We start from the raw sequence: 13,052 nt of genomic DNA on the forward strand, positions 1-13,052 counted from the left end.
TGTGGACTCTCACCTTATCGAAAAGCCCCACTCGAGGGAAGACTTCCTCCCCGTACGGGATCGAGCCCCCATCCCACCACCCACGCCCGGAACATCCGGTATCGCCTCCTGAAGTACTCCTCCCAGGGGGGATCCACCTCCACCCTCCCGGTGAGCACGGAAAAGGCCCTCACCACATACACACCCCTCCTCTCACCCTCCTTCCTCACCACATTCACCACCGGAACCACCTGCCCCGGCACCATCACGACCCGCTCCCCCTCTTTGCGGACCCTCACCTGGAAGAGCACCGACTCACCGGTGTAGGCCCGCTCCTCCTCCCAGTCGGAAGGCCCCAGCCGCCAGGTCTGACCGGAGACGAAGTTCCCCAACGAGTAGAGGACGAGGGCCCGCCGCCCCTCCGGCGTGCGGATCCATTCCCACGGCTGGAGTACGTGCGGGTGGTGGGACCACACCACATCCACCCCACGCGACACCGCCTCACGGAAGAAGGCCCGCTTCACCTCGAGCGGGACCCGACGGTACTCCTCGCCCCCATGCACCGAGAGCACGAAGAAATCGTACTGCGGGGTCACCCTGGAGAGGAAGTCGAGGAAGGCCCTCCTGCGTCCCTCGTGGGGGAAATACACCAGGTTCACGAGCCCGCTGCCCTCGATCTCGTTCATGAACTCCGAGACCGCCAGGAACCCGATCCGTACCCCCTTCACCTCCATCCGGGTTACGGTGAAGCGATCCTCCCTCCGGGTGACCGCACCATTGTAGTGGATCCCATACCGCGACGAGAGGCGCGCCATCTCCTTCAACGTACTCCTCACCCCCTCCTCCCCCTGATCGCACGTGTGATTGTTTGCGAGAGAGAAGACGTCGAATCCCGCCCGCACCGCCGCCTCCACGTAGGCAGGGTCCACCGAAAACCGGGGGAAGCTGGAAGGAGGGGCCGATCCCCTCACCACGGTCTCCAGATTCACGAACGAGAGATCGTCCCGCCGGAGGAGGGGGGCCACGTCCTCATAGATGGCATCGTAGTCCTCCATCCGGTAGTTCACGTTGTGTGCCATGAGGTCCCCGGCGAAGGTGAGCAGCACCCATCCCCCCTCGCTCGAATGGACGGACGTCGGGACGGACCGGGAGGACTCCTCGCCCCCCCACAGGGGTCCGAAGAGGAGCACTCCCAAAAGGAGGAGAGGGATCATACGAGTAAGTATGCACCACCCCCGCATCATCTGTCCACAGAAGCTTGCCCCCGAGGGCCCCGTGGGAGTATCCTCTTATATAATGAAACCCGTCCTCGCATTCCTCCTCCTCTGTTCCTCCCTCCTCGCGGCAGAGGACTTCCTCATCGTCCAGTTCACCCAGCGGGACGACGGACTCATCGTGGTGGAGGCCCGCAACCCTCTCCCCATCCCGGGGACCTTCGTCCTCTCGGAGCTCAGCGGCGGGAGCATGGACGGCGACATCCCCTTCACCGCGGTCCTCGGCCCAAGGGATGGCCCCCTCCCCATCCTCACGATACAACCCGAGGAAGGCCGCCGCGTGAGGATCAGATGGAAGACCCTTCCGGGAGACATACACGCCGTACACCCCGACGAGAACCACCTCTACCTCTTCCCCTTCGCCCACGGAACGAAGCACCGTGTGGACCAGGCCTTCCACGGCGCCTTCACCCACCGCGGCGAGAACGAGTATGCGGTCGACTTCGCCATGGATGAAGGCACACCGGTCTACGCAGCACGGGGAGGCGTGACGGCCTACGTGAAGGAGGACTCCTCTGTGGGAGGCACCTCGGCCTCCTATGGGGACGACGCAAACTACATCCTCATCTACCACGAGGACGGCACCTTCGGGAACTACGTCCACCTCAGGAAGGACGGTGCACTCGTGGAACCGGGCGACCGCGTCGAGGCCGGCCAGCTCATAGGCTACAGCGGCAACACCGGTCAGAGCTCGGGTCCCCACCTCCACTTCGACGTGCGCATACCCACCACAGAAGGGCTCACCTCCATACCCATCAGGTTCCTCAATTACGACGGAACCGCCGTGATCCCCGAGGAAGGCTCGTACTACTATGCCTTCCACCCCGGCGGCCCTGCCTTCCCCGTGGTCCTGGGAAGGCTCCTCAGCAACGAGGACTTCAAGGACCACGAGGCTCCCGTCGAACCCGTGGAGAGAATCGTCTTCCGCACCGAGCAGATCGACGACACCGTGGTGGTGTACGTGGGCAACGGATTCGACCGACCGGCACGGGTGGAGGTGGAGCTCGTGCTCTCGGGCATGGAGGCCACCACCCCAAGGAAGCTCAGCATCACCATCCCCCCACGCACCGAGCGCTTCCTCACCCTCCTGCGTCCCCTCCCCTCGGCCCGCACCTTCCGCTACGGCTACCGCTACACGTACGCATTCACCGGGCAGGAGGACTCATGAGGAGACCCCCTCCGGAGAGATGAGGACCTCACCGGCAGGCACCCCCCGCACCATCCGTATCCACTTCGCCCTTCGTATCCTCACCACACCGGCGAGAGCCTTCACCACCTCCTCCAGCTGCACCAGAGAGAGCACCACGGGGAAGGGAAGACCGGCGAGGAGCCCCGAACACACCGCGATCGGCACCCCCACTCCCCACACCCCGCCGAGTTCGAGGAGCATCCCGAAGAAGGTGTCGCCCCCGCTGCGGAAGATCCCCACCGTGGCGTGCCAGTTGAAGATCTTCCAGGGCATCGCCACCCCCACCACCACCAGCGAAGCGCGGAGGAACTCCTTTGCGAGCGGGGATATCCTGAAGAAGGAGGGAAAGAGGAAGGATCCAGCGATCAGGAAGAGCCCCGAGAGCGCACCCAGGAGCACCGCCCAGAGGGAGAAACTCACCGCATACTCCTGCGCCCTCCGGACCCGCCCCTTCCCCAGGACGTTCCCTATCATGATGCTGCACGCATTGCTCGTCCCCACGAAGACCACCACCGCGAAGTTGAAGAGCGTGTTGGCGAGGGTATAGGCCGCCACCGCCTCGGTGCTCACCCGGGCGAAGACCGCCTGGTAGGCCGAAACACCCAGTGCCCACCCCACCTCGCTGCCCACCACGGGCAGGGCCCTCTCGAGGTAGTCTCGCACCTCCCTCCCCGAGAAGGAGAGGAGGCTGCGGAGCCTGGCGGCGAGCACGGTACGCCGGAGGTATACCGCGATCAGGACATACCCCGCCTCGAAGATGCGGGCGATCACGGTCGCGATCGCCGCCCCTTCCACGCCGAGCCTGGGGAAAGGCCCGGGACCGAAGATGAGGAGATAGTTCCCCACGGTATTCATCGCCAGGGCGATGGTGGAGGCCTGGAAGGGAAGCGCCACCTCTCCTGTGGACCGCAACACGATACCGTAGAGGAAGGAGAAGGCGGTGAAGGGATACGAGATCCAAATCCACCTGAAATAGGAAAGCCCCAGGGCGATCACCTCGCCGTCGTCGGTGAAGACCCTGAGGATCAAGGAGGGGAAGAGGAGGGCCACGATCGAAAAGACCGCCCCGATGAAGAGAGCGAAGATCAGGGCGATACCGGCGAAACGGCGAACCCCCTCCACATCACCCTTACCCCACAACTGCGCGGTGAAGATCGCGGCACCCGATCCTATCGCGAAGACGAAAAGGAAGAAGACGAAGTACCACTGGTTGGCGAGGGCCACACCCGCCACTTCCTCGGTACCGAGCTGGCCGATCATGAACGTATCGACCATGTTGAGCACCGAGAAGAGGAGGTTCTGGATGGCGATGGGAAAGGCGAGCATCCACACCCTCCTCATGAAGAAGGGGTGAGGACTGAGCCGTTTCAGTACTCCACGTGCTGCTCTCCACTTCATATCCGCGTACCATAGCATGGAACGGGTTTCCTGCCGACCACCTTGCCACCTCCATGAGTATCATAGTAATGTAAACGATACAGCGTAGAGGTCCCATCACAGCGAGGGGGTGCGACATGAAGATGAACGAGATAGAGAAGATGGAACGGGAGTTGCGGCGGGCCCAGAAGAAACAAGAGAGTCTCGCCCGAAAGCAGCAGAAGAAGAAGGGGAATGTGGTGGGAGAGTACATCAAACGACTCGCCTCGCTCTTCTTCTACGATGAGGAGATGATCTACAACATTCCGAACAATCCGGACATCTTCGCCTGTATCGAGGAGATGAAGCAGGAGCTCCCCAGGGAGGAATGGGAGACCGTCATCCGAAAGGCCGTCAAGAGCACGGGCGTGAAAGAAAAAGAGATCGCCTACACCCAACTCAAGACCTACCTGGAGAGCTGATCTCTCACCTCTTTTTCCTCACTCTGAACCGACCCTCCTCCTCGTACGAGGAGAACGAGACATCCTCCCTCTGAGAGAGCCGGTAGAGCACCTCTTGGGCCCGCACCGGCTCGGGCCCCGTCACCCGGGTATACGACCCCTGGGGCGTAAGCAGATAGGAGTGGGTGGTGTCGGCGAAATAGGTGGTGAGGATACGTATCACCTTCCTCTTGAGCCCCGGACTCTCGACGGGGATCATGAGTTCCACCCGCCGCTCGAGGTTTCTCGGCATCCAGTCGGCACTTGCGATGAAGAGATCGGGCTCTCCCCCGTTCTCGAAGTAGTAGATGCGGGAATGTTCCAGGAACCTGTCCACAATGCTCACCACTCTGATCCGCTCGCTCAAACCCGGCACTCCGGGTACGAGCATACATACCCCCCTCACGTTGAGGAGCACCTCCACTCCCTCCTGAGACGCCCGATAGAGGGCCTCGATGACATCGGGATCGGCGAGTGCGTTCATCTTCGCCATGATGCGGCCGCTCTCTCCATCGCGGACGCGATGTATCTCACGCTCGATGAGAGAGATCAGTCTGGGCTTGAGTGTGTGAGGAGCGACCGCCAGCTTCTGGAGGGAGGTGATATTGGTATACCCCGTCACCATGTTGAAGAAATGGGCGATCTCGGCCGCGAGATCCTCTCGGGAAGTCATGAACCCGATGTCGGAGTACAACTGGGCCGTCCGCTCGTTGTAGTTCCCCGTAGAGACGTGAACGTAACGCCGAATCCCCTTCCCATCCTTTCGTATCACCATGAGAGCCTTGGCGTGTACCTTGAGATGTGAAATACCGTAGAGTACGATGGCTCCCGCCCGTTCCAGCCTCTTCGCCCACTCGATGTTCCTCGCCTCGTCGAACCGGGCTTTGAGCTCCAGGAGGACCACCACCTGCTTCCCCTTTCTGGCGGCCCTCTCCAGGGCCGCCACGATCCTTGAATCCTTCGCCGTCCTGTAGAGAACGATCTTCACGACGAGGACCTCGGGATCTTCTGCCGCCTCCTCAAGGAGGCGGATGACCGGATAGAAGGATTCGTAGGGATGGTGAAGGAGGAGATCCCGATCGTCCAGGACCTCCAGGATCGATCGCTCCTCCTCGTAGCCCGCCGGCATCACAGGCGGCCAGGGAGGATCCTTGAGATCCGCCCGATCGATCCCTTCGTAGAGCGCGAACAACGACGAAAGGGCCAGCGGCACCCCTGTCCGGAACACCGCGTCTTCCTCGAGTTCCAACTCCTCCCGCACCGCCTCGGCGAGACGGTCCGCCCCCTCCCTCACGAAGAGGGCCACCGCCCGGCTCGAGGCCCTATCCTCGAGCACCTCCTCCATGGCCCTGAGGAAATCCTCGTCCCGCTCTTCGTCCACCGAGAGATCCGCATCCCTGAGCACCCGAAAGACCATGACATCCCTCACCCCGGGCACGAGATCCGGGAGGAAGGCCTCGATCATCTCTTCCAAGAAGGTCCAGCGCACCCTCCCCCCCGGTCCGGGGAAGAACACCACAGGAGGGAGCATCGGAGGGATCTCCACCAGCACCTTTCTCCCCTCATCACCGCACCCGAGGATCCAGAAACGCTCGGGATGCAGGAAGGGAAACGCACCCTCCAGGCTCACCGGAGTGAGAAGCGGGAACACCTCGCGGAGAAAGAATCCCTTCACCTCCTCGTCGAACTCCGACCTGGGAATCCTCGGGATCCCCTCCGCCTCGAGCTGCGGCAGGATCCTCTGCTCGAACCCCTCGTAGGCCGACCTGAGCAGCTCGCGGACCCTGCGGTGGATCCTGTCGATCGCCTCGGAGGGACGGATCCCCGAGGGGCAGGTACTCCTGTCCCCCCTCCGCCGCTGCTTCCTCAAGGTCGCCACCCGGACCTGGAAGAACTCGTCGAAGTTCGAACCGGTGATCGCGAGGAACTTCACCCGCTCCAAGAGGGGGACGTCCTCGCGAAGCCCCTCTGCCAGGACCCGCGCGTTGAACTCCACCCAGCTCAAGTCCCTGTGGAAAAACCTCTGGTTCATACCAGCCTGATCCTCCTTCCCCATACCTCCTCGAAGAGGTCGCCCTTCTCCCGCAACGCGAGAGCCTCCCCTTCCCCGCCGGCACCGCTCTCACTGCGGACGAGGACCTCTCTCTCGGTCACCTCGACACCGGCCGGGACGAACCTCTGCCGGTGACTCCTGTCGAGAGCATCCGCCACCCTGAGGAGAGAAGCCAGCTTCTTCACCCGGAACCGCACAGCGGGGTCGGAGATCTCCCGTATCCTCTCCACCCACGCCCCTCTGTGGAGCTCTATCACCCTGGCTGCCACTTCGAGCTCCCCCTTGGAGAACCCGAACAGATCGCTGTTCCTCACCAGGTACGCCCCGTGCACTTCGTGACGCTCCGGATGGACGAACCTTCCCACGTCGTGGAGGATGGCCGCCACCTCCAGTACGAGCCTGTCGTGGGAATCCATACCGTGGAGGGAGGAAAGGGCGTCGAAGAGCGTGAGGGCGAGATCCCTCACGAACAGGGCATGGGAGAGATCGGACGAGAACTTCCGGGCGAGGTTCTCCGCCGAGGCGATGATCTGAGGATAGAACTCCTGTTCCCTCTCCACCTCCGAACCGAGAGCCATCCCCACCAGGACCCCCTCCCTGATACTCACGTCCGGAACGATGAGTTCGTCCGCGGCCGTGCTCAGGAGGAACTCCCTGTGGATGAGGAGGGCCGGGAGGAGGTTCTCCGCCTCGGCGAACGAGAGGCTGAACTTTCTCACGCAATCCTCTGGAGAGAGATCCTTGAGATCGTGGAGAAAGGTGAGGAATCCCTCTTTTGAGATACGCCAGAAAGGCAGTTTTTCCCGCCTCCCCACCCGGGAAGCGACGAAACGAGGATCCCCACCCACCGCCACATAGGTGGCGATCCTCTCGAGGGGAAGCTCGGAGTTGAGGAGCTCCCAGATGCCGAGGATCGCCTCCCTCACGAAATGCTCGAGCCTCGACCACTCCCTGAGCGTACCCGGCACCTGCTTGAGCAATCGGACGGTACCCAGGTTGAGGGAATGTGAAGAGACCATCTTCCCACGCTTGAAGACCATGATCTCCGTGGAGCCCCCTCCCACCTCCAGGATGAGGGCGTTGGTCCGAGCGAACTCCTTGATTCGGGAGAGACCCTTCTGTACCGCGAGGTACGTGAGGTGGCCCTGTTCGATCCCTTCCACCACTTTGATCCTGAGACCCAACTCCCGCTCCACCCGCTCCACGAAGGCGTCGCTGTTACGGGCCTCCCGCAAGGCACTCGTGGCGATCACCCGCACATCCTGGGGCGGGATGCCCCACCCCGAGAGCAGCTCGCAGAAGTCCTTGAGTATCTGGAGCGCGGCGAGCATCGTCTCCTGCCCGATCCTCCCCGTTTCGAACACATCCTTACCCAGAGGACAGTTGCGTACCGCCCGATCGAGGATCCTGAACTCACCCTTTGGAAAGAGCTGGGCGACCACAAGCCGAAGCGCGATGGTCCCTATATCCAATACAGCCACCGGAGATCCCTTTTCCATCGTTCCTCCCCTTCCAGCATACCCGTTTCTCCCGAAAAGTGCACTATATCCGTTGCGGAAGTCGAAGGGAGGAAGTATAGTGAACGTATGAGATACCTTCCTCTTCTCTGGATCCTGGGGGGTATCCTCCTCTCCCTCCTCGAGTTCTGGATACCAGGGTTCGTGGTGTTCTTCTTCGGCACAGGGGCGGTCTTCACAGGGGTGCTCTGCCTCATCTTCCCCGGCCTCGCCAACGACATCCTCTTCCAGGTCGTCCTCTGGGTCGCATCCTCATTCCTCTCGTTCGCGCTCCTCAGAAGGTTCCTCACCCCCCTTTTCGGGGGAGAACTCCTCGACCGCCAGACCCCCGAATCCGTGGGCCGCACCGCCCTCGTGACCGAAGAGATCTCCCCGGAAAGGCCGGGGAGGATCCGATTCCAGGGTACCACATGGGAGGCCGTCACCTACGACGAGGAACCCATCCCGCCGGGGACCAGGGTCCTCATCCTCGAGCAGGAGGGACTGAGGTTCGCGGTCACCCGCCAGGACGACGACGTGGAGGAAGACTGATCCTCCGGAATACGAACCGACAAGGAGGTGGCGATGAACGTCTTTCTCACCTATCTCGTGAGCCTCTTCATCCTGTGGCTCGCCTTCATCATTTTCTTCAGGCTCATCCGCATCGTCCCGGAACAGGAGGCATGGGTGGTGGAGCAGCTGGGGAAGTACCGCAAGACCATGGGTGCGGGACTCCATTTCGTGGTCCCCTTCATCCAACGGGTGGCCTACCGTCATACGCTCAAGGAGCAGGTCCTCGACGTGGAACCGCAGGTCTGCATCACGAGGGACAACGTGCAGGTCACCGTGGACGGCGTGCTCTACCTCAAGGTGGTCGATCCGGTGAAGGCGAGCTACGGCATCGACGACTACCGGTATGCATCCATCCAGCTCGCGAAGACCACCATGAGGTCCGAGATCGGAAAGATCGATCTGGACAACACGTTCTCCGAACGGGAGCGCATCAACACCGCCATCGTGAAGGCCGTGGACGAGGCCTCCGACCCCTGGGGCGTGAAGGTGACGCGTTACGAGATACGTGACATCCTCCCACCCGTCACGGTGCTCGAGGCCATGGAACGACAGGTCCAGGCGGAGAGAAAGAAGCGTGCGCAGATCCTCACGAGCGAAGGAGAAAAGGAAGCGAGGATCAACCTCGCACGGGGTGAGCGCGAGAGTGCCATCAATCTCTCGAAGGGGGAGAAACAGGCGAAGATAAACACCGCCGAGGGAGAGGCCTATGCGGTGGAGACGATCGCCCGGGCCACGGCGGAGAGCCTCACCGAGGTGGGGAAGGCCATCTCCGAACCCGGAGGAAGAAAGGCGGTGAAACTCAAGATCACGCAACAGTTCCTCACCAGGCTCGGCGACATCCTCTCGGAGGCACGGATCTCCGTACTTCCCTTCGACCTCTCGCAGGTGAGATCGCTCCTCCAGGTGATGGAAGAGGCTGCCTCGGGGAAGTCTCAAGGAGGTGAACGATGAATCCACTCCTCATACCCGAACTCATCCCCCTCTGGATCATGAGCGCGATCATCCTCCTGGTGCTTCTGGTCCAGATCCTCAGATCGATCCGCATCGTCCCGGCCCAGACCGTGCTGGTAGTGGAACGCCTGGGCAAATATTCCCGCACTCTCGGAGCCGGCATCCACCTCCTCGTACCGTTCATGGAACGGGTGAAATACGTCCACACCCTCAAGGAACAGGTAATCGACGTCCCGAAACAGCCCGCGATCACGAGGGACAACGTGCGGATAGAGATAGACGGAGTCCTCTATCTCAAACTCATGGACCCGGTGAAGGCGAGCTACGGCATAGAAGACTATCACTACGCCACCATCCAGCTCGCCCAGACCACCATGCGCTCCGTCATAGGCCAGCTCGAACTCGACAAGACATTCGAGGAGCGCGAGGCCATCAACGCCGCCATCGTGCGGGGCATCTCCGACGCGACGGAACCATGGGGCGTCCAGATCGTACGCTACGAGATCCAGAACATCCATGTACCGCAGAGCATCCTGGAAGCAATGGAGATCCAGATGAAGGCGGAACGCGAGAAGCGGGCGGTCGTGGCCCAGAGCGAAGGGGAGATGGAATCCCGTATCAACCATTCGCTCGGTGTGATGGAGGAACTCATCCAGAAGAGCGAGGGGGAAAAGCAGGCCCGGATCAACGAAGCGGACGGGAAGGCGGTGGAGATCCGCGCCCTCGCTAAAGCCACCGCCGAGAGCATCCGCTCCCTCGCAGGGGCCGTTACCCGGGAAGGGGGAGAGGATGCGGTGCTCCTCCAGATCTCCCAGCAATACGTGGAAGAGCTCTCACAACTCGCCCGCAAGGAGACATCTCTCGTCCTTCCGCTCAACCTGGGAGACCTCACCCAGGTGCTGGAGAGTCTCACACGGGCGGTTCGAGAAGAATGAGAAGAGGGGGGAACGCCTCCCCCCTCTTCGAGCTCGAGAGTCCCGCCCTCAGGGGGACACCCTTCGCCTGTCCCGGGGAAAGAGAGAGGCCTCCCGCACGTTCTGAAGCCCCAGGATCTTCTGGGTGAGACGCTCGAGTCCTATGGCGAATCCACCGTGAGGTGGACACCCGTACTTGAAGATTTCCACATAACCCCCGAGCCCCTCCTCGGTGAGACCGAAGAGCGGCAGTGTCTCCTTGAGCATGGAGTACTCGTGGATCCGTCTTCCGCCCGTGGTGATCTCGAGCCCCCTGAAGAGGAGGTCGAAACTCCTGGTGGAACTCCGTCCCTCCGGATAGGTATAGAACGGCCGGGCCCTCCGGGGAAAACCGTAGACGAAGACCGCCTCTATCCCGGCCTTTTCATGGGCCCACTCGCAGAGGAGACGTTCGGCCTCGGGGTTGATCTCGAAGATCTTCCTCCCCGCACGCTCGGACGCGATCTTCTTGCCCTCGTCGTACGAGATGCGGGGGATGTCCTTCACCCTCTCGGGATCCGGCACCGTGGCATCCCAGAGCCTGAGCACCTCCTCGTGCTCGCTCTTCACCTTCTCGAACATGTAGGCGAGGATACCCTCCTCCAGGTCCATGAGATCGTGCTCGGTCTCTATGAAGGCCATCTCCACGTCGAGCGAGACGTACTCGTTGAGGTGGCGGGGCGTGTCGTGTTTCTCCGCCCGGTAGGCCATCCCTATCTCGAAGACCCGCTCCATCCCGGAGGCCACCATGGCTTGTTTGTAGAACTGGGGGGACTGGGCGAGGTACACCTTTCGGTCGAAGTAGTTCACCTCGAACAGCCCGGTCCCCCCTTCGGTCCCCGTGGCGATGAGCTTGCTCGTCTTTATCTCCGAGAACCCCTGGGACCTGAGGTAATCTGCGAAATACTGTACGAGGCCCGCCTGAAGGGTGAATATGGTGCGGATCTTGGGGATACGGAGGGAGAGCATCCTGTGATCGAGCAGGGCGTCGAGGGAGAGCTGGGAAGGATCCTGATTGATGGGGATGGGAAGATCGGGTTCCGCCCGGGCGAGGACCTCAATCTCACCCACGTGGATCTCGGCCCCACCGGGGGCCTTCTCGTTCGCCTCAACCCTTCCCTTCACGGAGATCACCGACTCGAGCGTGAGGTCTGCAGATCCCTCGAGGACGAGCTGCACTTCCCCGCTGCGATCTCGCAGTATGATGAAGGAGATACCCCCCAGCTCCCTGATCCTGTGCACCCACCCCTTCACCACCACATCCTTCCCCGTATGCGAGGCGATCCGTGCTGCGAGCACCCTCATCCCTCACCTCCTCGGATCCGAGAGAGGAGCACCTCGCGCGTCTTCTCGGGGTGGGCCCTTCCCGCGGTACGGGCCATCACCTGACCCATGAGGAAACCGACGGGCTTCTCCTCCCCTCCCTTCACCTGTTCCACCGCCTTGGGGTGAGCGGTGATGACTTCGTCCACCACCTTCACGAGCTCCTCCTCGGAGAGTTGCCTCCAACCCTTCTCCTCGATGATCCGGGAAGGGTCCTTGTCCTCTTCGAATACCGCCGAGAGGACCTGCTTGGCGATCCTCCCATGGATCTCGCCCTTCTGAAGGAGTTCCATGAGCAGGACGAAACGGTCCATGGTGAGCGGGGAGGCATCGAGCTCCACCCTGTAACGGTTGAGGAGCTTGGCCACGTCCCCGGCGAGCCATGCAGCGGCAGTCGAAGGAGCGACCCCTCGGCGCACGGCCTCCTCGAAGAAATCGGCCCGAGCCTTCTCCTCTATGAGGAAGTCGGCCTGCTGCACCGAAATCCCGTAGTCCGAGAGGAACCGCTGCTTCCGAGCCAGCGGAAGCTCCACGAGCGAGGCCTCCACCCGAGCGAAAAAGGCCTCGTCCGGCACGAACGGAGGAAGATCGGGCTCGGGGAAATACCTGTAATCGTGGGCGCTCTCCTTGGTCCGCATGGATTCCGTGACATCCCGGTTCTCGTTCCAGAGCCTGGTCTCCTGCACCACCTGCCTTCCCTCTTCGAGGAGGGCCTTCTGGCGCTCGATCTCGTGGTCGAGCGCCAGGCGCACGAACCTGCTGGAATTGAGGTTCTTTATCTCCACCTTGGTGCCGAGCCCCTTGCCCGCCTCGTTCACGGAGACGTTGGCGTCGCATCTGAGCGATCCTTCCTCCATGTTCCCATCGCACACGCCCAGGTAGCGGACCATACGCCGGAATTCCTGGATGAGCGCCTCCGCCTCCTCCCCGCTCTCCATATCGGGCTCGGTCACGATCTCGAGGAGCGGTGTGCCCGCTCGGTTGTCGTCGCACAAGGAGGCGTCCCCCACGTGGATCATCTTACCCGCATCCTCCTCCAGATGCACCTCGTGGACACGCACCCGCTTGATCCTCCCCCCGATCTCGATGTCGATATACCCATCCCGACCGATCGGATCGTCGTACTGTGAGATCTGGTAGTTCTTCGGCATGTCGGGATAGAAGTAGTTCTTCCTCGCGAAGACCGTACGCCTGCTCAAAGTACAGTTGAGGGCGCGGGCCACCACATACCCCATCCTCACCGCCTCTTCGTTGAGGGCGGGCAGGACCCCGGGATATCCCATACACACCGGACACACGTTCGTATTCGGCTCATCACCGAACTGTGCTCTGCAGGAGCAGAAGACCTTGCTTTTCGTGAGAAGCTGTATGTGGATCTCAAGACCGATATACGCCTGATACACGG

11 protein-coding genes are annotated in these 13,052 nt (G+C 61.9%); 5 read left to right on the forward strand and 6 right to left on the reverse strand.

Annotation, left to right across the window (positions count from 1 at the left end; genetic code table 11):
- Nucleotides 1–14 precede the first annotated feature (14 nt).
- A complete protein-coding gene (locus tag SPITH_RS11485; protein WP_014625813.1) occupies nt 15–1,193 on the reverse strand; it encodes a CapA family protein in 1,179 nt (392 codons plus the stop codon).
- Between the two features lie 82 nt (nt 1,194–1,275).
- Here SPITH_RS11485 and SPITH_RS11490 point away from each other — a divergent pair, with 82 nt between their 5' ends.
- Nucleotides 1,276–2,421, forward strand: coding sequence for a M23 family metallopeptidase (locus tag SPITH_RS11490; protein ID WP_281047827.1), 1,146 nt, complete (start codon nt 1,276–1,278; stop codon nt 2,419–2,421).
- Here SPITH_RS11490 and SPITH_RS11495 read toward each other — a convergent pair.
- The gene (locus tag SPITH_RS11495; RefSeq protein ID WP_014625815.1) at nt 2,416–3,840 is read right to left on the reverse strand and encodes an MATE family efflux transporter; all 1,425 of its coding nucleotides are present in this window, start codon (nt 3,838–3,840) and stop codon (nt 2,416–2,418) included. The two genes, SPITH_RS11490 and SPITH_RS11495, sit on opposite strands and share 6 nt — an antisense overlap.
- 116 nt (nt 3,841–3,956) lie before the next feature.
- Here SPITH_RS11495 and SPITH_RS11500 point away from each other — a divergent pair, with 116 nt between their 5' ends.
- The gene (locus SPITH_RS11500) at nt 3,957–4,280 is read left to right on the forward strand and encodes an LB_289 family protein (protein ID WP_013314977.1); all 324 of its coding nucleotides are present in this window, start codon (nt 3,957–3,959) and stop codon (nt 4,278–4,280) included.
- 4 nt (nt 4,281–4,284) lie between these two features.
- On the opposite strand, the gene ppk1 is transcribed toward SPITH_RS11500, so the two are convergent.
- Nucleotides 4,285–6,330 (reverse strand): polyphosphate kinase 1, encoded by a 2,046-nt coding sequence (gene ppk1 / locus SPITH_RS11505; protein WP_014625816.1) that lies wholly within the window; start codon nt 6,328–6,330, stop codon nt 4,285–4,287.
- Nucleotides 6,327–7,850 (reverse strand): Ppx/GppA phosphatase family protein, encoded by a 1,524-nt coding sequence (locus SPITH_RS11510; protein ID WP_014625817.1) that lies wholly within the window; start codon nt 7,848–7,850, stop codon nt 6,327–6,329. The genes ppk1 and SPITH_RS11510 overlap by 4 nt, the downstream gene beginning before the upstream one ends.
- A gap of 87 nt (nt 7,851–7,937) precedes the next feature.
- Between SPITH_RS11510 and SPITH_RS11515 the strand changes: the two genes are divergently transcribed.
- The 3 genes from SPITH_RS11515 to SPITH_RS11525 are packed head-to-tail and all read left to right on the forward strand — an operon-like array spanning nt 7,938 to nt 10,306.
- Nucleotides 7,938–8,399 carry an NfeD family protein gene (locus SPITH_RS11515; protein WP_014625818.1) on the forward strand — a complete coding sequence of 154 codons (462 nt, stop codon included), beginning with the start codon at nt 7,938–7,940 and terminating at the stop codon, nt 8,397–8,399.
- Nucleotides 8,400–8,432: 33 nt separating this feature from the next.
- Nucleotides 8,433–9,371, forward strand: coding sequence for an SPFH domain-containing protein (locus SPITH_RS11520; RefSeq protein ID WP_014625819.1), 939 nt, complete (start codon nt 8,433–8,435; stop codon nt 9,369–9,371).
- Nucleotides 9,368–10,306: an SPFH domain-containing protein gene (locus SPITH_RS11525; RefSeq protein WP_014625820.1), complete on the forward strand. Its 939-nt coding sequence runs from the start codon at nt 9,368–9,370 to the stop codon at nt 10,304–10,306. Before SPITH_RS11520 ends, SPITH_RS11525 begins: the two co-directional genes overlap by 4 nt.
- Nucleotides 10,307–10,354: 48 nt before the next feature.
- On the opposite strand, the gene aspS is transcribed toward SPITH_RS11525, so the two are convergent.
- Nucleotides 10,355–11,629: an aspartate--tRNA(Asn) ligase gene (gene aspS / locus SPITH_RS11530; protein ID WP_014625821.1), complete on the reverse strand. Its 1,275-nt coding sequence runs from the start codon at nt 11,627–11,629 to the stop codon at nt 10,355–10,357.
- Nucleotides 11,626–13,050: an Asp-tRNA(Asn)/Glu-tRNA(Gln) amidotransferase subunit GatB gene (gatB, locus tag SPITH_RS11535; RefSeq protein ID WP_014625822.1), complete on the reverse strand. Its 1,425-nt coding sequence runs from the start codon at nt 13,048–13,050 to the stop codon at nt 11,626–11,628. Before gatB ends, aspS begins: the two co-directional genes overlap by 4 nt.
- Nucleotides 13,051–13,052 lie beyond the last annotated feature (2 nt).

The sequence above is a fragment of the Spirochaeta thermophila DSM 6578 genome (assembly GCF_000184345.1).
Taxonomy (GTDB): Bacteria; Spirochaetota; Spirochaetia; order Winmispirales; family Winmispiraceae; genus Winmispira; species Winmispira thermophila.